The organism is Amycolatopsis thermalba, assembly GCF_023376025.1.
GTDB lineage: Bacteria > Actinomycetota > Actinomycetes > Mycobacteriales > Pseudonocardiaceae > Amycolatopsis_E > Amycolatopsis_E thermalba.
This window is the reverse complement of the sequence record NZ_CP091196.1, coordinates 5,451,991-5,475,821: the sequence shown is the minus strand read 5'-3', so window position 1 is coordinate 5,475,821 and position 23,831 is coordinate 5,451,991. Positions and strand designations below refer to the sequence as shown.

Below are 23,831 nucleotides of genomic sequence, written 5' to 3'. Positions count from 1 at the left end.
GTCGTCCAATATATCGAAGAGCTGAAGACGATAGCCTGAGGCTATGACGCTGCAACAGCTTCTGTACTTCCTGGCCGTGGCCGAGACGCGGCACTTCACGCGCGCCGCCGAGCGCACGTATGTGGCGCAGCCCTCACTGAGCAAGCAGGTGCGGGCGCTGGAGGACGAGCTGGGCGCGCCGCTGTTCAGCCGGGCGCGGGGCAACGTCACGCTCACCCCGGCCGGCGAGGCGCTGCTGCCGATCGCGCGGCGCATCGTCGCCGACGTGGACACCGCCCGCCTGGAGGTCGCCGAGCTGGTCGGGCTGCGTCGCGGCCGGGTCCGGGTGGGCGCGACGCCGAGCCTGTGCGTCACCGTGTTCGCCGACGTGCTGCACCGCTTCCACCGCGAGTACCCGGGCATCGAGCTGGTGGTGGAGGAGAGCGGGTCGAAGGACCTGGTGCGGGCGCTGACGCACGGCGAGCTGGACCTCGCGGTGCTGATCGCGGCCGGGGACGAGGCGGCGCTGACGACGGTGCCGCTGCTGCGGGAACGGCTGGTGGTGGCCGCGCCCGCCGGGGTGGACCTGGGCGCGGCGGTCCGGCTCGAGGAGCTGCGCGGCCGGCCGATGGTGATGTTCCGGGAGGGCTACGACCTGCGCGACACCACCCTGCAGGCCTGCCGCGCCGCCGGGTTCACGCCGGAGTTCGCGGCGCAGGGCGGGGAGATGGACGCCGTGCTCCGGTTCGTCGAGGTGGGACTGGGGGTGGCGGTCGTGCCGAGCCTGGTGCTGACCGGGCGGCCCGCCCTGCGCGGGACGCCGCTGACCGCGCCGGAGATGACGCGGACCATCGCGCTGGCCCAGCGGACCGACGTGGCGCCGACCAACGCCGCCCGCGCGTTCCGGGAGACGCTGCGCGCCCACCTGGACGACCTGCACCGGGACGGCGCGCTGCCGGCCGGGGTGGAGCTGGCCGGGCGGTGAGTGTCGGCGGGGGAGGCCGCCGCGGGTTGGGCTGGTGGGGGTGAGTCACCGGGTGCGGTGTGGTGGGGCGGGAGCCTGCCGGCGCGGCCACCTGGGGCGGTGCTCCGCTGGGGCGGTGCCCCCCCACCGGCACGCCGCCCGAGGGGTTCCCCGCCCGTGCGGTGCCTCGCCGGTCGAGGCGGGGTGCCTTGCCTCACCTCGGGCACCCCGCCTGAGGCGCGCCGCCACCCGTACGGGGTCTTGATCGGTTCACCAATCCCGTGGACTGAGTAACGCCACGCCTGGCCGGACCCGATCTCACGGGATGTCACCACTCGCGCACCCCGGTGCGTCAGATCAGTGAGACCGCGTTCACACGGTTGCGGCACCGGCAGGCACGTTCTCACGACCTGATCAGTGACCCGGGACCCGCGGGGCGGCCGGGGGACTACGGTTCTCCGTAGACTGACTGGACGCGCCCTGGCGGGCAGGGCGAGGGATCTATGCGGGTGAGGTGGAAAGTGACGCTGCTGGAGTCCGTGCACGGACCGGCCGACCTGAAGCGCATGGGACACGGCCAGCTCGAGCACCTGGCGGGGGAGATCCGCGACTTCCTGGTCGACAAGGTCCGCCGCTCCGGCGGCCACCTCGGCCCGAACCTCGGCGTGGTCGAGCTGACCCTGGCGCTGCACCGGGTCTTCGACTCGCCGAAGGACGCGATCGTCTGGGACGTCGGTCACCAGTGCTACGTGCACAAGATCGTGACCGGCCGGCACCCCGAGTTCGACCTGCTGCGCCAGCAGGGCGGGCCGTCGGGCTACCCGTCCCGGGAGGAGAGCGAGCACGACCTGGTGGAGAACAGCCACGCCTCCACCGCGTTGTCCTATGTGGACGGCCTGTCGAAGGCGTTCGAGCTGGCCGGTGGCGGGCGGCACGCCGTCGCGGTCGTCGGGGACGGCGCGCTGACCGGCGGCATGTGCTGGGAGGCGCTGAACAACATCGCCGCCGAGCCGGGCCGTCCCGTGGTGATCGTGGTCAACGACAACGGCCGGTCCTATTCGCCGACGATCGGCGGCTTCGCCGAGCACCTGGCGTCGCTGCGGCTGCAGCCCGGCTACGAGCGCATGCTCGACGGCGGCCGCGAGCTGCTGCTGTCCACGCCGGTCGTGGGCAAGCCGATCTACGCGGCGCTGCACGCGGCGAAGGCGGGCATCAAGGACGCGCTGAGCCCGCAGGAGATGTTCTCCGACCTCAAGCTCAAGTACCTCGGCCCGGTCGACGGCCACGACATCGCCGCGCTGGAGAAGGCGTTCCAGGCGGCCAAGGCGTTCGGCGGCCCGGTCGTCGTGCACGCGGTCACCGAGAAGGGCCACGGTTACCCGCCCGCGGTGAACCACGAGGCCGACCAGATGCACCAGACCGACCCGATCGACCCGGAGACCGGCCTGCCCAAGCCGAAGGGCCTGAGCTGGACGTCGGTGTTCGGCGACGAGCTGGCGCGCATCGGCGAGGAGCGCGAGGACGTCGTGGCGATCACCGCCGCGATGCTGCGCTCCACCGGGCTGCACGAGTTCGCCGATCGGCACCCGGACCGCTGGTTCGACGTCGGCATCGCCGAGCAGCACGCGGTGACCTCGGCCGCCGGCCTCGCGATGGGCGGGCTGCACCCGGTGGTCGCGGTGTACTCGACGTTCCTCAACCGCGCCTTCGACCAGCTGCTGATGGACGTGGCGCTGCACCGCCAGCCGGTCACGCTGATCCTCGACCGCGCCGGCATCACCGGGCCGGACGGCCCGAGCCACCACGGCATGTGGGACCTGTCGCTGCTGGGCATGGTGCCCGGCATGCGGGTCGCCGCGCCGCGGGACGCGCAGACGCTGCGCGAGGAGCTGCGGGAGGCGGTGGCGGTGTCGGACGGGCCGACCGCGCTGCGGTTCTCGAAGGGCAGCGTCACCGAGTCGGTGCCCGCCGCCGAGCGGATCGGCGTGGTCGACGTGCTGCGGCGGCCGCGGGAAGGCGCGGGCGCGGACGTGCTGCTGGTCGCCGTGGGCGCGTTCGCGCCGCTCGGGCTGGCCGCCGCCGAGCGGCTGGCCGACCAGGGCATCGGTGTGACGGTCGTCGACCCGCGGTGGGTGCTGCCGGTGCCGCACGAGCTGGTCGGCCTGGCGCGCGAGCACCGGCTCGTCGTGACGGTCGAGGACAGCGGCCGCCACGGCGGCTTCGGCAGCGCGCTGTCGGCCGTGCTGCGGGACGCCGAGTGCGACGTGCCGCTGCGTGACCTGGCCGTGCCGCAGCAGTTCCTGCCGCACGGCTCGCGCGAGGAGGTGCTGGCGAGCGTCGGCCTGACCGCGCAGGACGTGGCGCGGCGCGTGACGGAGTGGGCGTCGAACCTGATCGGCGAGGCCCAGCCGGCGACGGCGGACGCGCCGACCGACTAGGTCCGTGCCGGACGGTCGCATCCCGCGCGCGGGATGCGACCGCCCGGACCACGTCGTCGCCGCGCGGCGTACGAGTACACGTGGACAGTCCATCGTGGACGGACCGCGGGCGGTTGCTACGCGGCGGGCCGCAGGTTCTCCTCGCACCACTGGCGGAACGTCGTCGGCGTCGTCGATTCCGGGGTGCGCGGCTCGGCGTTGTCCAGGCCCGCGTTCTTGGCCGCCATCATGTCGGCCATGCCCTGCGCCATCGCCTCGGTCCAGCCCCGCTGCCGCAGGCCGGCCTTCAGCGCCTCGGCCGTGACCTGCTCGAACCGCACCGGCCGGCCCAGCACGTCGGACATGATTCCGGCCATCTCCAGGTGGGACAGGTCCTCCGGGCCGAGCACCGGAACCTCGCCCCGCCCAGTCCACGTCTCGTCGAGCAGAAGCCGGGCGGCGGCGCCGGCGATGTCCTTCGTCGCGCACAGCGGTCGTTTGTGACCGGGGACGGCCATCTCGGACCACACGCCGTCGCGCGTGATCGACGCCGCCTGCCACAGCACGTTGTCCATGAAGGTCGGCATCGTCAGCGCGCGGTAGGGCACCCCGGTGCTGGCGATCAGGTCGTCCATCGCCAGCGACGCCGACACGAGCCCGGCGTTGACCGCGACGCCGCGTCCCAGGGCCGACACCCCGACCACCCGCAGGTCCTGGGTGCGGAACAGCTCGCACGCGGGCCGGGTGAAGTCCAGGAACGCCCGGTCCAGGCTGTCCGCGGCGGGGTTCGGCGGGACCAGCCAGAAGACGGCGTCCGCGCCGGCGAACGCCTTGCCGACGACCTCGGGGTCGCCGTGGGAGCCGATGACGACCTCGGCCTTCTCCCGGACCGCGGGGGCGAGCCGGGACGGGTCGCGCACGATGACGCGGACCGGCGCCCCGGCGGTGAGCAGGGATTCGGTGAGCTGACGGCCGATCCGGCCGGCCGGTGCGGTGATGACGATCATGCGACCAGCCTCCGCCCGGGCGGCGCCGATCGTCCAATACCTCTTCGCCGGCATTGATACCCTTCGGGTATGGATCTGGACCTGCGCAAGCTGCGGTACTTCACCGCCGTCGCCGAGCACGGGCACTTCGGCCGCGCGGCGGAGCGGCTGCACATCGCGCAGCCGGTGCTGAGCAGGCAGATCCGCGCGCTGGAACGGGAACTGGGCTGCGAGCTGCTGGAGCGCACGACGCGGTCGGTGCGGCTGACGGCGGCCGGTGAGCAGCTGTACGCGGACGCGCCGGGCGTGCTGGCGACCGCTGTGGCGGCGACGCGCCGGGCCTACGGCGCCGCGCGGGGTACGCGCCGCCTGGTCCTGGGGTTCGCGCCGGGGCTGACCGTCTCCCCGGCGGTGCGGGTGTTCGCGCAGGCGCACCCGGACGTCGAGGTCGAATTGCTGCACCTCCACTGGTTCGAACAGGCCGAGGCGATGCGCGACGGCCGCGCCGACGTCGGCTACTTGCGGCAGCCGTTCGACGCCACGGGCCTGCGGACGCTGCGGGTGGGCAGCGAGCCGAAGGTGGTGTGCCTGCCCGCGGCGCACCCGCTGGCGAAGCGGCGGCGGGTGCGGTACGCCGACCTCGAGGGCGAACACCTCATCGACGGGCAGGACAGGCGGGTCAGCACGATCGAGGAAAAGCTGGAGCTGGTCGCGGCCGGCCGCGGCGTCGCGATGATCCCCCGCAGCGTGGCGCGTTACTACTCCCGGCCCGACGTGATCCACCGCCGCATCGGCGACGCCGAGGAGTTCGAGATCTGCCTCGCCGTCGCCGACGGGCACCGGCGCCCGCACCTGAAGGACTTGGTGACGATCGCGGCGCGGACCCTGTCCGGCAAGTGACCGGCGCCGTCCCGGAACGCCCGGGACACCGCCGTTGAGGTAACTCTCAGGAAACTGTGGCACGGTGGTTCGCGTGCGAATTCTGGTAGTCGAGGACGAGGCGCCGCTGGCGGACGCGATCGCGCGCGGGCTGCGCCGGGAAGGCATGGCGGTCGACGTCGCCCTCACCGGTGACGAGGGGCACGAGAAGGCCAGCATCACCCGCTACGACGTGGTGCTGCTGGACCGCGACCTGCCCGGCATGTCCGGCGACGAGCTGTGCCGTCAGATCGTCTCCTCCGACGAGCTGACCCGCGTCCTCATGCTGACCGCCAGCGGCACGGTCTCCGACCGCGTCGAGGGCCTGTCCCTGGGCGCCGACGACTACCTGGCCAAGCCGTTCGCCTTCCCCGAGCTGGTCGCCCGCGTGCGCGCGCTCGGCCGCCGCGCCACCCCGGCCGCGCCGCCGCTGCTCACCGTCGGCGACGTGCAGCTGGACCCGGCCAAGCGCACCGTCCGCCGCGCGAGCGGCCCCGTCGACCTGACCCGCAAGGAGTTCGGCGTCCTGGAGGTCCTGATGGCCGCCAAGGGCGCGGTGGTCAGCAGCGAGGAGCTGCTCGAACGCGTGTGGGACGAGAACGCCGACCCGTTCACCACGACCGTCCGGGTCACGGTGATGACCCTGCGCAAGAAGCTGGGCGAACCTGGGATCATCGAGACCGTGGTGGGATCCGGGTACCGGGCACGCGACACCGGCCCCGCGAAGGGGTGAGCTCGCGCTCGACACGCACGCCGGTACGCAGCCTGCGGGCGCGCATCACGCTGCTCGCGACCGGGCTGGCGGCCGGCGTCAGCCTCGTGCTGCTCTGGCTGGCCTGGACGCTGGTCGGCGACGCCGTGTCCGCGGTGCCGCAGATGCCGCCGGGCACGGTCGTGCGCGTCGACGGCGTGGACGTCGACGCCGCCGCGCTGGCCGCGCACCTGCGCGACCACGCGCGCGACAAGATGCTGCTGGCCGGCACCATCGCGTTCTGCTGCGTGGTGCTGGCCACCGCGGTCCTGGCCTGGACGTTCACCTCGCGCGTGCTGCGCCCGCTGCGGGACATCACCGGCACCGCGCGGCGGCTGTCGGTGGAATCGCTGGGCGAGCGCATCGGCGACGTCGACGCGCGCGGTGAGCTGGCCGAGCTGGCCCAGACGTTCGACGCGATGCTCGACCGGCTGCAGTCGGCGTTCGAGGCGCAGCGGCACTTCGTCGCCAACGCCAGCCACGAGCTGCGCACCCCGCTGTCGGTGATCCGCACCGAGCTGGACGTCACGCTCGCCGACGACCAGGCCGACACCGCCGAGCTGCGCCGCATGGCGGGCGTGGTGCGGGACGCGACCGAGCGGGCCAACCAGCTCGTCGGGTCGCTGCTGCTGCTCGCCCGCACCGACGGCGCCGGGCTGGTGGTGACCGAGCCGGTCGACCTCGCGGGGCTGGTCGCCAGCGCGTGGCGGGCGGTGTCCGGGGAGGCCGACCAGCGCGGCCTGAAGACCACCTTCCACGTCGAGCCGGCCTGGACCACGGGCGATCCGGCGCTGCTGGAGCGCATCGCGGGCAACCTGCTGGAGAACGCGGTGCGGCACAACGTCGACGCCGGCTGGATCGAGGTCACCACCCAGGCCGGGGAGCAGTGGTCGGCGCTGCGGGTGCGATCCTCCGGCGGGCTGGTCGACCCGCAGGCGGTGGACGAGCTGTTCGAGCCGTTCCGCCGCGCGGGGGTGGCGCGCACCGCCCGGCACGGCGCCGGTCTCGGGTTGTCGATCGTGCGGGCGGCGGTGGAGGCGCACGACGGGCTGGTGAGCGCGGAACCGGTGGTCGGGGGCGGCCTCGCGGTCACCGTCCGGCTGCCCGCGACCCGCTGAGTTACGGTGCTGGGCATGGTCCCTTCGATCCGGTTGAACAACGACGTCGAGCTGCCCGCCCTCGGGTTCGGGGTCTACAAGCTGCCCGATGACGAGGTCGAGGCGGTGATGCACGTGGCGATGGAGGCCGGCTACCGCAGCTTCGACACCGCCACGCTGTACGGCAACGAGCGGGGCGTCGGCGCGGCGGTGCGCTCGTCCGGCCTGCCGCGCGAGGAGCTGTTCGTCACCACCAAGCTGTGGAACACCGAGCACGGCTACGACTCGGCGCTGAAGGCGTTCGACGGCAGCCTGGAGCTGCTCGGGCTGGACTACGTCGACCTGTACCTGATCCACTGGCCGGTGCCGCGGCAGAACAAGTACGTGGAGACGTGGCGCGCGCTGGAGAAGATCCTGGCCGACGGGAAGGCGCGTGCGATCGGCGTGTCGAACTTCCAGATCCCGCACCTGGAGCGGCTGATGGCCGAGACCGAGGTGGTGCCCGCGGTCAACCAGATCGAGCTGCACCCCGGCCTGCAGCAGGCCGCGCTGCGCGGGTTCCACGAGAAGCACGGCATCGTGACCGAGGCGTGGAGCCCGCTCGCCCGCGGCAGGCAGCTGGACAGCGAGGTGATCACGACGATCGCCCGCAAGCACGGCAAGACCCCGGCGCAGGTGGTGCTGCGCTGGCACATCGAGATGGGGCACATGATCATCCCGAAGTCGGCGACCCCGAGCCGCATCCGGGAGAACATCGGCATCTTCGACTTCGAGCTGGACTCCCACGACATCGCCGGCCTGGCGACCCTGGAGTCCGGCGACCGGCACGGTCCCCACCCCGACGCGTGAGGTAATTCGCACCACGAACTGTTAGTCTGGCGGAATGCCCGCACAGGATGACGGCCGGATGGGGATCGTGACCGCTCTGGTGCGGTCCACGTTCCTGGTGAACGCGGTGTATTCGGAATCGGCCCGGGAGTACGGCATCACGATGCCGCAGGGGCAGCTGTTGTGCGTGCTGATGGCGCGGCCCTACGGCATGACCGAGCTGGGCGCGGTGCTGCGGCTGGCGAAGTCGAGCCTGACCGGGCTGGTCGACCGCACCGAACGCAACGGCCTGGTGCGCCGCGAGCCGGATCCCCGGGACACCAGGGCGGTCCGGGTCGCGCTCACCCCGGAGGGGCAGCGGCTGGCGGGGGAGTTCTACGCCGAGACGTGCCGCCGGATCGAGGAACTGCCCGCGGGGCTCGACGCCGCGGAGCGGGACCGGCTGGCCGGCCTGCTCGGCCGGGTCGTGACGGACAACGAGGTGCCCCCGGTCTTCCTCGACCGCTGACCGCGCTTGCAGTTCGTACTGCGAACCATTATTGTTCGCAGTACGAACTTCAAGGAGGGCATCATGACCGCATCTGACGTGGTTTTCGGGTTCGGCGCGCACACCGGCGTCGACGAGGTGCCGGACCTGCTGCGCCTGGTCCGGCGCGCGGACGCCGACGGGCTCGACCTGGTCTCGCTGTCCGACCACCCCTACTTCGGCGGCAGGCTGGACGCCTACGCGACCGTCGGGTTCCTGCTGGGCCACACCGAGCGCATCGCCGGTTTCGCCAACGTCACCAACCTGCCGCTGCGGCCCCCGGCCATGCTGGCCCGGACGGTGACGACCCTGTCGGCGCTGTCCGGCGGCCGGGTCGTGCTCGGGATGGGCGCGGGCGGGCTGCCGGACCGGATCGCCGACATGGGCGGCCCGCGGTTCACCCCGGCCGAGGCGGTGGAGGCCTTCGAGGAGGCGATCCTGCTGGTCAAGAGCCTGGCCGGGGGTGACGAGCCGGTGACCCACGAGGGGCGGCACTACCGGGTGCGCGGGATCGAGCCCGCGCCGGTGCCCGCGCCGCCGGTGTGGACCGGGTCGGTCGGGCGGAAGTCGCTCGCCGCGACCGGCCGCGTGGCCGACGGCTGGCTCCCCGGCCACGCGGCGGACTGGCTGAGCGAGCGGTACCGCACGTCGCGGCCGGTGATCGACGACGCGGCGGCCGCGGCGGGCCGCGACCCGCGCGAGGTCCGCACGATCCTGAACTTCCCCGGCACGATCACCGAAGCGCCGCTGGCGAAGACGCGGGACGCGGAGGGCCGCTGGATCGGCGGGTCCGTGGACCAGTGGGTCGAGGAGCTGACCACGGGCGTCCTGGAGCACGGCATGAGCGGCTTCATCCTGTTCCCACCGGGCCACGCCGCCCACGACGACGTCTCCCTCGGACGCTGGGCGCGGGAGATCGTGCCGGCCGTCCGCGAGAGGGTCGCCAAGGAGTCCTAGGTCGGGAACCCGCCGGACGCCGACGGCCCCCTTGCCCGTGGGCGAGGGGGCCGTCAGGTCGGGTGACTACGCCGGCACCGAGGCGACGCCGGGCGCCAGGAACGGCTTGCCGGTCACCTTGGCCGACACGCCGGTCCGGTCCAGGTACGGCGTGATGCCGCCGAGCCAGAACGGCCAGCCCGCGCCGAGGATCAGGCACAGGTCGATGTCCTGCGCCTCCGCGACCACGCCCTCGTCGAGCATGATCCGGATCTCCTCGGCGATCGCGGCCAGCGCCCGCTCGCGCAGCTCTTCGGCGGTCGAGGGCCGGTCGCCCTGCTGCCACAGCGCCGCGACCTCCGGGTCGACGCTCGGGTTGCCCTGCTCGTCCCACTGCCACACCGCGGTCTTGCCCGACGCGACGAACTTCTTCAGGTTCTCGCTCACCGCGAAGCGGTCCGGGAACGCGTCGTGCAGCGTCTCGCCGACGTGCAACGCGATCGCGGGGCCGACCAGCTGCATCAGCGTCAGCGGCGACATCGGCAGGCCGAGCGGCTCCAGCGCGCGGTCGGCCACGTCGAACGGGGTGCCCTCGTCGACCGCGGTCAGCACCTCGCCGAGGAACCGCAGCAGCAGCCGGTTCACCACGAACGCCGGGGCGTCCTTCACCAGCACGCTGGACTTCTTCAGCTGCTTGCCGACCGCGAACGCCGTCGCCAGCGCCGCGTCGTCGGTCTGCTCGCCGCGCACGATCTCCAGCAGCGGCAGCACGGCCACCGGGTTGAAGAAGTGGAACCCGACGACCCGCTCCGGGTGCCGCAGCTTCGAGGCCATCTCAGACACCGACAGCGAGGAGGTGTTCGTCGCCAGGATCGCCTCGGGCTTGACGTAGTTCTCCAGGTCGCCGAAGACCTGCTGCTTGACGCCCATCTCCTCGAACACGGCCTCGATCACGAAGTCCGCGTCCGCGAAGGCGGCCTTGTCCAGCGAGCCGCTCACCAGCGCCTTGAGCCGGTTCGCCTCGTCCGGCGAGATCCGCTGCTTGCCGAGCAGCTTGTCGATCTCACCGTGCACATAGGACACGCCCTTGTCGATGCGCGCCTGGTCCACATCGGTCAGCACGACCGGGACCTTCAGCCGCCGCACGAACAGCAGCGCCAGCTGGCTGGCCATCAGGCCCGCGCCGACGACGCCGACCTTGGTCACCTTGCGCGCCAGCGACTTGTCCGGCGCGCCGGCCGGCCGCTTGGCCCGCTTGTTGACCAGGTTGAACGAGTACAGCCCGGCGCGCAGCGTGTCGTCCATCAGCAGCTGCGCCAGCGCCTGGGTTTCGGCCGCGTACCCGGCGTCCAGGTCGTTCGCGCGGGCCAGTTCGAGCAGCTCGACGGCCTTGGTCGCGCCCGGCGAGGCACCCTTGGTCTTGCCGTCCACAATGGCCTTCGCGCGGGCGATCGCCGCGTCCCACCCGGCGCCGCGGTCGATCTCCTTGCGCTGCGGGGTCACCTGGCCGTTGACCACCTTGGACAGCCACAGCAGCGACTGCTCGAGGAAGTCCGCGCTGCCCAGCAGCTCGTCCACGATGCCCAGCTGCGCGGCCTGCGCGGGCTTGAGCATCTTGTTCTGGTTCAACGCGTTCTCGATGATCACGGTGACCGCGGCGTCCGGCCCGATCAGGTTCGGCAGCAGCTGGGTGCCGCCCCAGCCCGGGAACAGGCCGAGGAACACCTCGGGGAACGAGATCGCGGCCGCCGACTCCGACAGCGTGCGGTAGTGGCAGGACAGGGCCAGTTCGAGCCCGCCGCCCATGACCGCGCCGTTGACGAACGCGAAGGTCGGGATCTTCGAGTCGGTCAGGCGGCGGAACACCGCGTGGCCGGTCTCGGCGATCTCGTGCGCCAGGTTCGGGTCGCTGATCGCCTCGACGCCGGACAGGTCGGCGCCGACGGCGAAGATGAACGGCTTGCCGGTGACCGCGATGGCGGCCGGTTCCGCGGCGAACGCCTCGTCCAGCGCGGCGTTCAGGCTCACCAGGCCCTGCGGGCCGAACGTGGACGGGCGGGTGTGGTCGTGCCCGTTGTCCAAGGTGATCAGTGCGACCTGCTGGTCCAGGCCGGGAACCTTGATCAGGCGCGTGGTCGCCCGGGTGACGACCTCGTCCGGGAAGGCGGCCTTGGCCTGCTCAACCGTGAACGTCACTTGTCACTCCCGTCGTAGGCAGGGTTCTCCCAGATCACGGTGCCGCCCATGCCGAGGCCGATGCACATCGTGGTGATGCCGTAGCGGACCTCGGGGTGCTCGGCGAACTGGCGGGACAGCTGGGTCATCAGCCGCACGCCGGAGGAGGCCAGCGGGTGGCCGCAGGCGATCGCGCCACCCCACGGGTTGACGCGCGGGTCGGTCTGGTCGATGCCGAAGTGGTCGAGGAAGGCCAGCACCTGCACGGCGAACGCCTCGTTGATCTCGAACAGCCCGATGTCGTCGATGGACAGTCCGGTGCGCTTGAGGAGTTTCTCGGTGGCCGGCACCGGGCCGACGCCCATGACCTCGGGGTCGACGCCGGCGAAGGAGTAGCCGACCATCCGCATCGCGACCGGCAGGCCCAGCTCGCGGGCGGTCTCCTCGTCGGCGAGGATCGCACCGGTCGCACCGTCGTTGAGGCCCGCGGCGTTGCCCGCGGTGACCCGGCCGTGCGGGCGGAACGGGGTCTTGAGGTTCGCCAGGGTCTCGACGGTGGTGCCGGGGCGGGGCGGCTCGTCCTCGGTGGCCAGGCCCCAGCCCAGCTCGGAGCGGATCGCGACCGGGACCAGCTCCGGGCCGATCTTGCCGGCCTTGACCGCGTCGGCGTAGCGCTCCTGGCTCTGCGCGGCGTACTCGTCGGCGCGGCGCTTGGTGATCGCCGGGAAGCGGTCGTGCAGGTTCTCCGCGGTCTGGCCCATGACCAGCGCGGACGGGTCGACCAGCCGGTCGGCGACGATGCGCGGGTTGGGGTCGACCCCTTCGCCCATCGGGTGGCGGCCCATGTGCTCGACGCCGCCCGCGATGGCGATGTCGTAGGCGCCGAAGCCGATCCCGCCGGCGACGGTGGTGACGGCGGTCATGGCGCCGGCGCACATGCGGTCGATGGCGTAGCCCGGGACCGAGCGCGGCAGGCCGGCCAGGAGGGCGGCCGTGCGGCCGATCGTGAGGCCCTGGTCGCCGGTCTGGGTCGTGGCGGCGATGGCGACGTCGTCCACCCGCTCCGGCGGCAGCTCCGGATGGCGGCGCAGGAGTTCGCGGATGACCTTGACGACGAGGTCGTCGGCCCTGGTGTTGGCGTAGATGCCCTTGTCACCCGCCTTGCCGAACGGGGTGCGGACCCCCTCGACGAAGGCCACGGTGCGCACCGCCCGCGCGGTCGGCGCAAGGGGGGTTGCGGCCACGATGTGCTCCCTCTGTCAGTACTGGGACGCCGGTTACCCGGCGGTAATGACGCCACTCTAACCCCGGTTACCGGTGGGTAACCAGGGTGGTGGGTGAGACCACCTTTTCGAGCGGCACCCGGGGCGGCAAACCCAAGGTAGCTGGGTGGTCATCCCGTCGCCTGACACTGGACGATCACCTTGAGCCAGGGCCGCAACCCAGGCCGCCAACCGGCGGCCGACCATGCCAACCTTGCGGGCCTGGCTCAAGGTGATATGCACAAACCGGAAGGCGACGGGATGACCACCCAGCGACCACCTGCTCGAGGTGAGCCGACAACGGTCCCCCGTCATCCCGGAGCCTGCCCGTCCGGCGAGGACATCTTTTGATCTTTAGAGGTGACGTTGGGCAGGCGGGGAGTCCGCCCTACGGGCGGGCAACGCCCTTCGGGCGGAAAGCGCCTCACGGCGCCGGAAGGTCACCTTCCGACCACCCCCGCCCCCGATGCCTGATTGTGTTTCGGTCGCCGAGCAGGCGTGTCAAGGCGGGAAAGAGTACCTTGACACGCCTGGTCGGCGACCAAAGACCGGCTGTGGATCGGGGGCGGGGGAGGTCTGGTTGGGGTAGTCGGTGCTGTTGCGTTGCCGGGCGGCGTTTCGTGGTTTGACTTCGCGCCTGCAGGGGCCACTCGCCGTCGGAGCGGCGACCCACCCCCGTGAGCGGCGCCGATCTCACCATCCAGCGGTAACCCCGGCGGCCTTGCCCGCGGCGGCCTCCGCCCAAGACACGGCACCGCCCACCTCAAGCACCAACCCCAGCGCTCAGGCAGTCGCCTGGAGGGCCTTCGCCATCACTGGTGCCGTCAGCTCCACCTGCCACGGCCGGGCGCCTCCCGCGGCCAGTGCCGCCGACACGCCCGCCACACTGCGGTCCTCCGGCGGCCGCCAGCAGGTGCGGCGCAACAGGTCCGGCAGCAGCAGGTTCTCCACCGGCAGCTGGTGGTGCTCGGCGATCTTCGCCAGCCCCGCCCGTGCCGCGGTCAGCCTCGCCGCCGCGTCGGGGTCCTTGTCCGCCCAGCGGTTCGCCGGGGGTGGGCCGTCGTTGGGCTGCGCCGGGTTCGGCAGCTGGTCCCGCGGCAGCTGACGGGCGGCCTGCAGGTGCCGGAACCAGTTCCCGGTGTACCGCCGCTGCACGCGACCACCGAACACCGGCAGCGCCTGCAACTCGGCCACGGACTTCGGGTCGGCCAGCACCGCGTTCACGATCGCGCTGTCGGGCAGCACCCGGCTCGGCGCGCGGTCGCGCTTGCGGGCCAGCTCGTCGCGGGCCTCCCACAGCGCCCGGACCGCCGCCAGGCCGCGCGCGGTGCGCACCTTGTGGATCCCGCTCGTGCGCCGCCACGGCTCGCTGCGCGGAGGGGGCTGCGGGGCGGTCCGGACGGCCTCGAACTCCTGGCGCGCCCAGTCCAGCTTGCCCTGGGCAGCCAGCTCGGCCTCGAGCTTCTCCCGCAGCGGGATGAGCAGCTCGACGTCCAGCGCCGCGTAGTTGAGCCAGTCCACCGGCAGCGGCCGCTTCGACCAGTCCGCCGCGCTGTGGCCCTTCTCGAGGTGGTAGCCCAGCAACCGCTCCACCAGCGTGCCCAGCGCCACGCGCTCGTACCCGGCCAGCCGTCCGGCCAGCTCGGTGTCGAACAGGCTCCCCGGCACCAGGTCCAGCTCGGCCAGGCACGGCAGGTCCTGCGAGGCGGCGTGCAGCACCCACTCCTGGCCGTTCAGCACGTCCCGCAACGGCCCCAGCCTGCCCGCGAGGGCGATCGGGTCCACCAGGACCGTCCCGGAGCCCTCGCGGCGCAGCTGCACCAGGTAGGCCTTGGGCCAGTAGCGGTAGCCGGACGCGCGCTCGGTGTCCACCGCGATCGCACCCGTGCCCGCCGCCAGCCGTGCGCAGGCACGCGCCAGCGCCGGCTCGTCCGCCACCACGTCCGGCGTCCCGTCGGCCGGCTCCTTGAGCGTGACCGGGACGTCCGGTTCGCTGGTATCAGGCACTTGATCTGCGGTTTCCACGTCGGTCAACCCTACGGGACGGGCGCACCGTCACCGGTACGCCCGTCCGTTGGGGTCGTGCAATCGGCTGGGATCAGCGGATGACGCCGGCTCGCATCGCGAGCGCCACCATCTGCGCCCGGTCGCCGGTGCCGAGCTTGCGCCCGATCCGGGACAGGTGCGACTTGACGGTGAGCGCCGAGAGGCTGAGCTCCTCGCCGATCTCCTTGTTGGACTGGCCGTCGGCGACCAGCTGCAGCACCTCGACCTCGCGCGCGGACAGCTCCCGCGGCGTGTTGTCGGTGCCCGGCACCCGCGTGCCGGTCGCCAGGACCGGGGCCACGCTCGGGTCCGCGTACACCCCGCCGTCCAGCACCCGGCGCACCCCGTCGGTCACCACCATGGGCGAGGCCGACTTCAGCAGGTACGCCTGGGCACCGGCCTGGAAGGCCGAGCGCACGGCATACGGGTCGTCGGAGGAGGCGAGCACCACGATCCGGGGCCAGCCCTGGCTACGGAGCTCCGTGACCAGGTCGATCCCGCTCCCGTCCGGCAGCCCGAGGTCGAGGATGGCCAGGTCGCACGGACCCGTCGCGGTCGCCCGCGCCCTCGCCTCGGCCACCGAGGCAGCTTCGTGTACGGTGCCCGCACCCATCTGTGCGAGTCGTGCGGCAATCGCCTCCCTCAGGAGCGGGTGGTCGTCGACCACCAGCACCGAAAACAGCTCTTCCCGCGGGTGCGGGACCATGCTCGCCGGCAAAGCACCGGCTGGCGTGGATCTGACGGCCTGCGACAAGCCGACGGCAGCCACGTCACTACCTCCCTGGAGTCGGTCGTGCCCCCCGACCGGCACCGGGTACTTTCGGCCGATCAGCCGCGCCAGCTCTAGACCGAAAGTGGTGTCGTCGAAGAGGCACTCTAGCCGCCGATCGCCCTCCGCGGGGGGATCGAACGGGTATCTATCTCGATCGGGTAGTTACTAGCTGGCATCGGTGTAGCACGTTCGGAGTAATACACCGCGCGTGGCTAACGCGTCGCGGAGCGCCAGCGATAAACCCTTTTTGGGGACAGAGCGCTGCGCGTGCATACGGACCGTGCATCTGCTCACGCGCGGTGCCGCCCGGTGTTCCCCGGACGGGGTGAGGGTGTCATCGGATCGACGTACGCGATCACTTCGCGCAGCGTAGGCGGCCCGCGGGCGGCCCCGGAGCGCCCCGTACGGGGGAAATCGGGGTGACCGGGAACCGCGCGAGCGAACTCTATCCGTGCTGTCCCCGGCCCCGGATTGAGGTCTGCGTCACACCCGGCGCGCCGGAGGGCCGGTTCAGCCGCTCTGGCGGTGGCCGAACAGCGAGACCCCGACCGGTGGCAGGCCCGCCACGCTCGACATCAGCTGGCAGAACGCCTCGCCGTGCGGGCGCAGGTGCTGGTCGGCCGGCGTCCAGGACGCCCGCAGCTCCAGGTCGTCGGTGCGGGCGGGGCCGCTGATGTCGCCGAAGCGGGCCGACGAGGTCTCGGTGACCGTCCCGCCCAGCGCCGTCCACGCCGCCCCGGAGTTCTCCAGCGCGTCGGTGAGCCACGACCACCCGACCGCGGGCAGGAACGGGTCGCTGGCCAGCTCCCGGTCGATCTCCGCGCGCACGTAGACGACCATCCGCAGCACCCCGTTCCAGGCCTCCTGGCCCTCCGGGTCGTGCAGCAGCACCAGGCGGCCGGTGGCCGTCACGTCCGCGGGACCCGTCGCGTCGCAGCTGAGCGCGTAGGACCAGGGGGCCAGGCGCTGCGGCGCGCGCACGGGTTCGAGGGTCATCTCCGGCCGCGGCCGGATCGCTTGCAACGCCGCGACAGCTTCACGGAACATCTCGGGCGCATGCGTCATCGCGGTCACAGCCCGACTGTAGGACGGGGAACGGGCGCCGGGCGGCAGACGCGCCGAGGGAAGGCGCCGCCGGGCCGCGTGGCACCATGGTTGACGATGTCCACTCCTGCGCAGTCGCGGCCACGCACGGCCCACCGGGACCTCGCCGGGTCTCCCTTCCTCGCGGCCGCCCGCGGCCGCCGTCCCGCGCGGCTGCCCGTCTGGTTCATGCGCCAGGCCGGCCGCTCGCTGCCCGAGTACCGCGCGCTGCGCGAGGGCGTGCCGATGCTCCAGGCGTGCTTCGACCCGGAGATGATCGCCGAGATCACGATCCAGCCGGTCCGCCGCCACGGCGTGGACGCCGCCATCTTCTTCAGCGACATCGTGGTCCCGCTGGTGGCCGCCGGCATCGACGTCGACATCGTGCCCGGCACCGGCCCCGTGGTCGCCGAGCCGGTGCGCGACGCCGCGGCGGCCCGCCGCCTCCCCGAGCTCGACCCGCGGCGGCTCGAGCCGGTGCTCGACGGCACCCGGCTGCTGGTCGAGCGGCTGGGCCAGACCCCGCTGATCGGGTTCGCCGGCGCGCCGTTCACGCTCGCCTCCTACCTCATCGAAGGCGGCCCCAGCCGCACCTTCGAGCGCACCAAGGCCCTCATGCACTCCGAGCCGGAGGTGTGGCACGACCTCGCCGGGCGGCTCGCCGGGATCGCGGTGACCTTCCTGCGCGGCCAGGTCGAGGCCGGGGCCGACGCGGTGCAGCTGTTCGACTCCTGGGCCGGCGCGCTGACCCTGCGCGAGTACCGCGAGTTCGTGCTGCCGCACTCGGCGCGCGTCCTCGGCGCGGTCGCGGACCTGGACGTGCCGCGGATCCACTTCGGCGTCGGCACCGGCGAGATCCTGCCCGCCATGCGCGAGGCCGGGGCCGACGTGGTCGGCGTCGACTGGCGCGTCCCGCTGGACGAGGCCGTGCGGCGGCTGACCGCGCACGGGGAGCCCGCGCCCGTGGTGCAGGGCAACCTGGACCCGGCGCTGCTGCAGGCGTCCTGGCCGGTGATCGAGGCCGAGGTGCGGCGCATCGCCGCGGAGGGCCGCGCCGCCGCCGGACACATCTTCAACCTCGGCCACGGCGTGCCGCCCGGCACCGGCCCCGAGGTGCTGACCCGCGTCGTCGAGCTCGTCCACAGCCTGGAGGGCTGATGCACGTCGCGGTCGTCGGCGGAGGCGTCTCGGGCGCGGTCGCGGCGTACCGGCTGCGCGCCGCGCTGGGCGACGGCGCGGCGATCACCGTCGTCGAGGCCACCGGCACACTCGGCGGCAAGCTGCGCACCGCGGAGGTCGCGGGCGTGCGCTACGACGTGGGCGCCGAAGCCTTCCTCGCCCGCCGCCCGGAAGGCGCCGGGCTGGCGGCGGAGCTGGGCCTGGAGCTGGTCCACCCGACGAAGGCCCGCTCCACGGTGCGGGCCGGCGGGCGGGTGGCGCCCCTGCCCGGCCGGACGCTGATGGGCATCCCGGGTTCACCGGACGCGGTCGCCGACGTGCTCTCCGGCGCCGGGCGCGCGCGGGTCGCGGCCGAGCCGGACCTGCCCCCGGTGACGCTGGAGTCCGACACCGCGCTGGGCGTCCTGCTGCGCGAGCGCTTCGGCGACGAACTGGTGGACCGCCTGGTCGACCCACTGCTCGGCGGCGTCTACGCGGGCGGCGCCGACGGTCTCGGCCTGCGTGCCACCGTCCCCGCCCTCGCCGCCGCGATCGACCGCGGCGCGCCCTCGCTGACCGCGGCGGCGGCCGGCCTGATCCCCGCCAAGCCCAGCGGCGCGCCGGTGTTCGGCACCCTGCCCGGCGGTCTCGGCACCCTGATCGACCGGCTCGTCGAACTGGCCAAGCCGGACATCCGGTTCGGACAGCCGGTCACCGGGCTGCGGCGGCGGGCGAACGGCTGGCGGCTGGAGATCGGCGACGAGGCGATCGACGCCGACGCCGTCCTGCTCGCGGTGCCCGCCCCGGCGGCCCGCCGGCTCCTGGCCGACGTCGCGCCGGCCGCGTCGTCGGCGCTCGGCGAGGTCGAGCTGGCCTCGATGGCGGTCGTCGCGATGGCCCTGCCGCCCGGCACCGAGCTGCCGGCCGCCTCCGGGGTGCTGATCGGCGCGCGCGAACGCCGCGCCGACGGCCGGCCGTTCGCGGCGAAGGCCTTCACCTTCTCCTCCCGCAAGTGGTCGCACCTGGACACCGGGCCGGTGCTGTTGCGTGGTTCGGTCGGCCGGTTCGGCGAGCCCGGCGCGCTGCAGCGCGACGACGACGAGCTGGTCCGCCTGGTGCGCGACGACCTGGCCGAGCTGACCGGGATCACCGCGACGCCGATCGACGTCGCGGTCCAGCGCTGGGGCGGCGGGCTGCCACAGTACGGGCCGGGGCACCTCGACCTGGTGGAGCGCGCCGAGCGGGCCGTCGCCGAGGTGCCGGGGCTGGCGCTGGCCGGGGCCGCCCTGCACGGCGTCGGCGTGCCGGCGTGCATCGCGACGGCCACCGCGGCCGCGACCCGCGTCACCTCACACCTGGTGCGCTAGCAGCCGGTTTCGCCGCGGTGCCAAGATGGGGGCATGGCGCGGCTGAACTATCAGGAGCTCAACGACACCATCCGCTACACCGCCTGGTCGGTGTTCCGGGTCGAGCCCGGGCGGCTGCCCGAGGACCGCGGCCAGGCCGCGACGGAGACCACCGAGTACCTCGATGCCCTGGAGGGCAAGGGGGTCGTGGTGCGCGGCGTCTACGACGTCGCCGGGCTGCGCGCCGACGCCGACTACATGATCTGGTGGCACGCCGAGACCCCCGAGCAGGTGCAGGCCGCCTACACCGGGTTCCGCCGCACGCCGCTGGGCCGGGTGTCGACGCCGGTGTGGAGCCAGTTCGCGCTGCACCGCCCCGCCGAGTTCAACCGCAGCCACATCCCCGCGTTCCTGGCCGGGGAGGAGGCGCGGAAGTACGTCTGCGTGTACCCGTTCGTGCGCTCCTACGAGTGGTACCTGCTGCCGGACGCCGAGCGCCGCAAGATGCTCGCCGACCACGGCAAGGAGGCCCGGGACTACCCGGACGTCCGCGCCAACACCGTCGCGTCCTTCGCGCTGGGCGACTACGAGTGGATCCTCGCCTTCGAGGCCGACGAGCTGCACCGCATCGTCGACCTGATGCGTCACCTGCGCGGCACCGAGGCGCGGCGCCACGTGCGGGAGGAGATCCCGTTCTACACCGGCACCAGGGTCGTGCCCGCCGAGCTGATCCTGAACCTGCCGTAGGTGTTCGACGCGCTGTGGCGCGACCTGACCGGTGACGCGCCCGGCCCGGTCGAGTTCACCGGCGCGGAGGGCGTGCGGCCCGGGCCGTACCGGGTGGCGGCGGCCGCGTCGATGAGCGTCGCCGCGGCGACCCTGGCCGCCGTGGTGTGGCGGGTGTGCGGCCGCTGGGTGTGGTGCCGGTGCTCGATCCGACGCACGTGATCGCGGGGCCGGTCGCGGGCCGCGTGCTGGCGTTCGGCGGACGTGGTGCGGGGGAGTTCCCGCGGTGGGTGAGCTGCGGGGGTGGCTCGTGCGCGGAATGGTTTAGCCGCGCCGGAAGAGCTTCCGGCGGGGGCGTCGCAGCGCGCCGCGGTCGGTGAGCCAGGCGGCGAAGTTCGCGGCGTCCTGGCGGTAGCCGGTGCCGTCGGTGCGCGGGGTGGCCTCGGCGTAGGCGTCGAACAGGGGGCGGAACCGGTCGCCGAGGGTGTGGCACAGGTCGGGCCGCAGGTTGGCGACGATGGAGCGGCGCTTGGCCCGCAGGGCGATCACTTCGGCGGCCACCCGCCCCGCGTCGAAACCTTGCGGGGGCTCGGCGCCGGCCAGCAGGGCGCGCAGCAACTCGGCCTGCCGGGCGGCCAGCTCCTCCCGGCTCACCGCCGCTCCCCGTGCGTCGGGCGCGCCGGCAGCGCACCGCCCACCTGCGCCCGGATCGCCCGCGGTGCAGCCTGGCGTGCCGGCTGCTCCCGGACCGCCGGCAGTCCGGCCTGGCGCGCCGGCCCTGCACCACCCAGCCGCTGCCGGATCGACTCCAGTTCCCCGGCCAGCTCGTCGTCCGGGGGATACGCTCCGTCGCGCTCCAGGAGGGCTCCCGGGGGCTCACTCCGGCGGCGCAGTTCGCCCAGCAGGTCCAGCACCTCGGGCAGCACGGGGTGCGTGTGCGTGTCGTGGTAGAGACCACCTACCTCGATGCCGCCCGCCACGTGCACGTACGCCACCCGCTCCAGCGGCACCTCCGCCAGGAACCCCACCGGGTCCGCGCCCAGGTTCCGCGCGTTCGCGTACAGGTTCGCCACGTCGACGATCAACCAGCACCCGGTCCGCGACACCAGCTCGGCCAGGAACGCGCCCTCGCTCAACTCCACGTCCGGCCACTCCAGCAGCGCGGCGATGTTCTCCAGCGCGAACGGCCGGCCCACGATCGACTGCGCCAGCCGCACGTTGTCCACCAGCACGTCGAGCGCCTCCCGCGTGCGGGGCAGCGGCACCAGGTGCCCCGCGTCCAGCCCGCCCGCGCGCACGAAGCACACGTGATCACTGGCCAGCGGCGCGTCCAGCTCGTCGGCGACCGCGGCCAGGTGCTCCACCCGCCGCGTGTCCAGCGGCTCCGCGCCGCCCAGTGACAGCGACACCGCGTGCGGCAACACCGGCAGGCCACGCTCGCGCAGCTCCACCAGCGACGCGGGCAGATTCCCCGGGTGCAGGTTCTCCGCGATCACCTCGACCCACTCCACACCCGGCAACCGGGCGATCGACAGGTCGATCTCGGGCCGCCACCCGATCCCCACGCCCAGCCGCTCAACCCCCACCGCAACCACCTCCGCAGCCGCCGCACCCGGAACCGTCCGCCCACTGGATGTCCGCGAGCCCGGCAGCACCACCGGGGCAATGGCAACGGCGGGAACGGCCAGCGCCCCGGCGCAGCCGCGGCAGGTGCGGCACCACGAGCCGGATGACGACCGGGATCAGCACCAGTCCGGCGTAGACCAGCAGGAAGACCGGCACCCCCCAGGCCCGCGAAGTCGGTCACGCCGACCGGGCCCAGCCGCTCAGCTACCACCGCCGCCCCCGCCGCAACCACCGCCACCGCCTCCGCCGCCGCACGAGCTGCCGCCCCCACACGAACTGCTCCCGCACGAGCTGCTCGATCCGCAGCCGTAGCCGTACGAGCCGCTCGTCGCCGAGCCGGACCCCCAGCGGCGGCGCGGTTTCCGTGGCGGGGGCGGCGACAGCAGGGCCGTCGCGATGGCCGGGTCCGGGTACCGGCTCAGACCGCCCAGCGCCACCTCCTTCGCGGACCAGCCCGGGGTCACGCTCGCGGCGCGCAGCGCCGCCTCACCCGCCGTCGTCCGGGCAGGTCCGCGCGCCGGGCGGTCGGTGAGCGCCCAGAGGAGCCCGGCCGGCAGCACGGCGAGCACGAACGTGCCGTCCGGGAAGGTCACGAACGCGATGACCAGGACCGCGACGAGCAGGAGCATGGCCAGCCGCCGGAGGGCGCGCACCGGGCCCGGCTGGACCAGGAGCCCGTCGCCGGCGAGCCGGTCGCGCAGCCGGCCGGACTCGGCGTGGCCGCGCATCGCGGCACGCACGTCGTGCACGGTCCAGGTGCCGCGGCCGCCGTACACGCTGGCCCAGATCGCCGCGGCCAGGCCGCCGGCCGGGGGCCGGTCACCGGTGGTGGACAGCAGTCCGGTGCTGTTCACCCGGATCCGGCCGTTCGCGATCAGCTCGGCCAGCGCGGTGTCGGTCGCCCGCGCCGGACCGCCGGTCAGGAAGCCCAGCTCGACCGGCCCCGGCGGCTGGTGCGGTCCGCCGCCGCGCCGCTTCAGCAGCCACGGGCCGAGCGTGCGCACCACGACGGGAAGCACCGCCAGCACGGCGAAGACCGGGAGGAACGTGGACGCCGGCAGACCCCAGAACGCGGGCCCGTCACCGACTGAAAGGATCGCCACCCCAGCCACCTCCGAGTCCCCCACGGGCACGTTGGCGGTTCGACGACCGGTACGCGGCCGCGGTTCCCGGCTGCCGCGCAACCCGGCGCAGCAGGCGCGCCCCCGCGACCGTGCGCCGGGGCGGCGGCACGAGTTCGGCCAGCCCGAGGACGAGCACGCCGGCCAGCATCACCGGGATGGCCGCCATCGCGTAGCCGCCGGCGAACGTGCTGGCCACGACCCCGATCAGCAGGACCCGGGACGCGATCCGGATACCGGCGGCGTCACCGGGCGCCACCACCAGACCGCGGGCCACGAGGCCGTCGACGACCTGCTCGAACGGGGTGCCCGCCACCAAGTGGACGCGCAGGGTCTGCGCGGTCGCCAGGCCGCGCCAGAACGACACCGCCAGCATCACGGCGACGGCCAGCGGATCGGCCGGGGCCTGCTGGGTCGTCGTGGTCAGCCGTCCGGCGCCGTCCACGCGGATCCACCGGCGGGCGACCAGGCCCGCGAGCACCACGTCGACGGCGCGTTCCGGCCCGCCGGACAGCACGGCCAGCTCCACCGCGGTGACCGGTTCGGTGCCGATCCGGATCCGGCGGCACCGCAGCAGCACCGGGCCGAGCAGGCGCACCACCGGCGGCACCAGGATCAGCGCCGTGTAGAGCACCACCAGTTCCCTGGCGGACAGTCCCCAGAACGCCCCCATGCGCCCCGAGCGTAACCGCTACTCGGCGGGCACCAGCCGCAGGGAGATCGAGTTGATGCAGTACCGCTGGTCGGTGGGGGTGGGGTAGCCCTCGCCCTCGAAGAGGTGGCCCAGGTGGCTGTGGCAGGTCGCGCACAACACCTCGGTGCGCACCATGCCCAGCGACCGGTCCTCGCGCAGCAGCACGGCGTCGGAGGCGGCCGGGTCGAAGAACGACGGCCAGCCGCAGTGGCTTTCGAACTTGGTGTCGCTGCGGAACAGCTCCGCACCGCAGGCACGGCACTCGTAGACACCGGCGGTCCTGGTGTCGGTGTACTCGCCGGTGAACGGCCGCTCGGTGCCCGCCTGGCGCAGCACGGCGTACTCCTCGGGGAGAGCTGCTCGCGCCACTCCTGGTCGGATTTGACCACCTTCGGGGTGGCTCCCACGACGGGTTCCATG

22 protein-coding genes and 1 pseudogene are annotated in these 23,831 nt (G+C 73.4%); 12 read left to right on the top strand and 11 right to left on the bottom strand.

Features of this window, described 5'->3' with window-relative positions; genetic code table 11:
- Positions 1–43: 43 nt before the first annotated feature.
- Positions 44–964, top strand: a complete 921-nt coding sequence (locus tag L1857_RS26545) for a LysR family transcriptional regulator (protein WP_249466605.1) — start codon at positions 44–46, stop codon at positions 962–964.
- A 500-nt stretch (positions 965–1,464) separates the two neighbouring features.
- Positions 1,465–3,381 carry a 1-deoxy-D-xylulose-5-phosphate synthase gene (gene dxs / locus L1857_RS26540; RefSeq protein ID WP_094007201.1) on the top strand — a complete coding sequence of 639 codons (1,917 nt, stop codon included), beginning with the start codon at positions 1,465–1,467 and terminating at the stop codon, positions 3,379–3,381.
- 116 nt (positions 3,382–3,497) lie between these two features.
- On the opposite strand, the gene L1857_RS26535 is transcribed toward dxs, so the two are convergent.
- Positions 3,498–4,367 carry an NmrA family NAD(P)-binding protein gene (locus L1857_RS26535; protein WP_094007203.1) on the bottom strand — a complete coding sequence of 290 codons (870 nt, stop codon included), beginning with the start codon at positions 4,365–4,367 and terminating at the stop codon, positions 3,498–3,500.
- Between the two features lie 69 nt (positions 4,368–4,436).
- On the opposite strand from L1857_RS26535, the gene L1857_RS26530 reads away from it, so the two are divergent.
- From L1857_RS26530 to L1857_RS26505, 6 genes are all read left to right on the top strand, one after another.
- Positions 4,437–5,246 (top strand): LysR family transcriptional regulator, encoded by an 810-nt coding sequence (locus tag L1857_RS26530; protein WP_116109859.1) that lies wholly within the window; start codon positions 4,437–4,439, stop codon positions 5,244–5,246.
- Positions 5,247–5,319: 73 nt separating this feature from the next.
- A complete protein-coding gene (locus tag L1857_RS26525; RefSeq protein ID WP_162830693.1) occupies positions 5,320–5,997 on the top strand; it encodes a response regulator transcription factor in 678 nt (225 codons plus the stop codon).
- The gene (locus tag L1857_RS26520) at positions 5,994–7,133 is read left to right on the top strand and encodes a sensor histidine kinase (protein ID WP_249466603.1); all 1,140 of its coding nucleotides are present in this window, start codon (positions 5,994–5,996) and stop codon (positions 7,131–7,133) included. The genes L1857_RS26525 and L1857_RS26520 overlap by 4 nt, the downstream gene beginning before the upstream one ends.
- 15 nt (positions 7,134–7,148) lie before the next feature.
- Entirely contained in the window at positions 7,149–7,961 is an 813-nt protein-coding gene (locus L1857_RS26515) for an aldo/keto reductase (RefSeq protein WP_198958308.1), read from the top strand.
- 58 nt (positions 7,962–8,019) lie between these two features.
- Positions 8,020–8,448, top strand: a complete 429-nt coding sequence (locus L1857_RS26510; protein ID WP_249467480.1) for a MarR family winged helix-turn-helix transcriptional regulator — start codon at positions 8,020–8,022, stop codon at positions 8,446–8,448.
- A gap of 63 nt (positions 8,449–8,511) precedes the next feature.
- The gene (locus L1857_RS26505; protein ID WP_094007209.1) at positions 8,512–9,423 is read left to right on the top strand and encodes an LLM class flavin-dependent oxidoreductase; all 912 of its coding nucleotides are present in this window, start codon (positions 8,512–8,514) and stop codon (positions 9,421–9,423) included.
- A gap of 66 nt (positions 9,424–9,489) precedes the next feature.
- On the opposite strand, the gene L1857_RS26500 is transcribed toward L1857_RS26505, so the two are convergent.
- The 5 genes from L1857_RS26500 to L1857_RS26480 all read right to left on the bottom strand — a co-directional run bounded on the left by L1857_RS26500 (position 9,490) and on the right by L1857_RS26480 (position 16,731).
- A complete protein-coding gene (locus tag L1857_RS26500) occupies positions 9,490–11,598 on the bottom strand; it encodes a 3-hydroxyacyl-CoA dehydrogenase NAD-binding domain-containing protein (protein WP_249466600.1) in 2,109 nt (702 codons plus the stop codon).
- On the bottom strand, positions 11,595–12,785 hold the full coding sequence (locus L1857_RS26495; protein WP_094007211.1) for a thiolase family protein: 1,191 nt from the start codon (positions 12,783–12,785) through the stop codon (positions 11,595–11,597). The genes L1857_RS26500 and L1857_RS26495 overlap by 4 nt, the downstream gene beginning before the upstream one ends.
- An 837-nt stretch (positions 12,786–13,622) precedes the next feature.
- Entirely contained in the window at positions 13,623–14,846 is a 1,224-nt protein-coding gene (locus L1857_RS26490) for a ribonuclease D (RefSeq protein ID WP_116109854.1), read from the bottom strand.
- 91 nt (positions 14,847–14,937) lie between these two features.
- The gene (locus tag L1857_RS26485) at positions 14,938–15,654 is read right to left on the bottom strand and encodes a response regulator (RefSeq protein WP_038532327.1); all 717 of its coding nucleotides are present in this window, start codon (positions 15,652–15,654) and stop codon (positions 14,938–14,940) included.
- Between the two features lie 513 nt (positions 15,655–16,167).
- Positions 16,168–16,731 (bottom strand): DUF3000 domain-containing protein, encoded by a 564-nt coding sequence (locus tag L1857_RS26480; RefSeq protein WP_162830694.1) that lies wholly within the window; start codon positions 16,729–16,731, stop codon positions 16,168–16,170.
- 87 nt (positions 16,732–16,818) lie between these two features.
- Here L1857_RS26480 and hemE point away from each other — a divergent pair, with 87 nt between their 5' ends.
- From hemE to L1857_RS26460, 4 genes are read left to right on the top strand one after another with little or no spacing between them, the layout of a single operon-like run.
- Entirely contained in the window at positions 16,819–17,898 is a 1,080-nt protein-coding gene (hemE, locus tag L1857_RS26475) for a uroporphyrinogen decarboxylase (protein WP_249466597.1), read from the top strand.
- On the top strand, positions 17,898–19,265 hold the full coding sequence (gene hemG / locus L1857_RS26470; RefSeq protein WP_116109852.1) for a protoporphyrinogen oxidase: 1,368 nt from the start codon (positions 17,898–17,900) through the stop codon (positions 19,263–19,265). Before hemE ends, hemG begins: the two co-directional genes overlap by 1 nt.
- Before the next feature lie 33 nt (positions 19,266–19,298).
- Positions 19,299–19,991: a hydrogen peroxide-dependent heme synthase gene (hemQ, locus tag L1857_RS26465; RefSeq protein WP_094007216.1), complete on the top strand. Its 693-nt coding sequence runs from the start codon at positions 19,299–19,301 to the stop codon at positions 19,989–19,991.
- Positions 19,992–20,192 (top strand): hypothetical protein, encoded by a 201-nt coding sequence (locus L1857_RS26460; protein ID WP_094007218.1) that lies wholly within the window; start codon positions 19,992–19,994, stop codon positions 20,190–20,192.
- Positions 20,193–20,294: 102 nt separating this feature from the next.
- Here L1857_RS26460 and L1857_RS26455 read toward each other — a convergent pair whose 3' ends face one another.
- The 5 genes and pseudogenes from L1857_RS26455 to msrB all read right to left on the bottom strand — a co-directional run bounded on the left by L1857_RS26455 (position 20,295) and on the right by msrB (position 23,830).
- Positions 20,295–20,624, bottom strand: coding sequence for an SCO6045 C-terminal-like domain-containing protein (locus tag L1857_RS26455; protein WP_094007219.1), 330 nt, complete (start codon positions 20,622–20,624; stop codon positions 20,295–20,297).
- Positions 20,621–21,565 carry an MbnB/TglH/ChrH family RiPP precursor modification enzyme gene (locus tag L1857_RS26450; protein ID WP_429727843.1) on the bottom strand — a complete coding sequence of 315 codons (945 nt, stop codon included), beginning with the start codon at positions 21,563–21,565 and terminating at the stop codon, positions 20,621–20,623. Before L1857_RS26450 ends, L1857_RS26455 begins: the two co-directional genes overlap by 4 nt.
- Before the next feature lie 231 nt (positions 21,566–21,796).
- The gene (locus L1857_RS26445) at positions 21,797–22,699 is read right to left on the bottom strand and encodes a TIGR04222 domain-containing membrane protein (RefSeq protein ID WP_249466593.1); all 903 of its coding nucleotides are present in this window, start codon (positions 22,697–22,699) and stop codon (positions 21,797–21,799) included.
- Positions 22,677–23,390: a TIGR04222 domain-containing membrane protein gene (locus L1857_RS26440; protein ID WP_116115527.1), complete on the bottom strand. Its 714-nt coding sequence runs from the start codon at positions 23,388–23,390 to the stop codon at positions 22,677–22,679. Before L1857_RS26440 ends, L1857_RS26445 begins: the two co-directional genes overlap by 23 nt.
- Positions 23,391–23,408: 18 nt before the next feature.
- Positions 23,409–23,830, bottom strand: a pseudogene (gene msrB / locus L1857_RS26435) (peptide-methionine (R)-S-oxide reductase MsrB).
- Between the last annotated feature and the right edge of the window lies 1 nt (position 23,831).

Bases quoted from the DNA above. Each gene is read 5' to 3' on its own strand.
- L1857_RS26545 (WP_249466605.1), top strand. From the start codon at position 44: ATGACGCTGCAACAGCTTCTGTACTTCCTGGCCGTGGCCGAGACGCGG.
- L1857_RS26535 (WP_094007203.1), bottom strand. From the start codon at position 4,367: ATGATCGTCATCACCGCACCGGCCGGCCGGATCGGCCGTCAGCTCACC.
- L1857_RS26530 (WP_116109859.1), top strand. From the start codon at position 4,437: ATGGATCTGGACCTGCGCAAGCTGCGGTACTTCACCGCCGTCGCCGAG.
- L1857_RS26515 (WP_198958308.1), top strand. From the start codon at position 7,149: ATGGTCCCTTCGATCCGGTTGAACAACGACGTCGAGCTGCCCGCCCTC.
- L1857_RS26510 (WP_249467480.1), top strand. From the start codon at position 8,020: ATGGGGATCGTGACCGCTCTGGTGCGGTCCACGTTCCTGGTGAACGCG.
- L1857_RS26505 (WP_094007209.1), top strand. From the start codon at position 8,512: ATGACCGCATCTGACGTGGTTTTCGGGTTCGGCGCGCACACCGGCGTC.
- hemE (WP_249466597.1), top strand. From the start codon at position 16,819: ATGTCCACTCCTGCGCAGTCGCGGCCACGCACGGCCCACCGGGACCTC.
- hemG (WP_116109852.1), top strand. From the start codon at position 17,898: ATGCACGTCGCGGTCGTCGGCGGAGGCGTCTCGGGCGCGGTCGCGGCG.
- hemQ (WP_094007216.1), top strand. From the start codon at position 19,299: ATGGCGCGGCTGAACTATCAGGAGCTCAACGACACCATCCGCTACACC.
- L1857_RS26440 (WP_116115527.1), bottom strand. From the start codon at position 23,390: ATGGGGGCGTTCTGGGGACTGTCCGCCAGGGAACTGGTGGTGCTCTAC.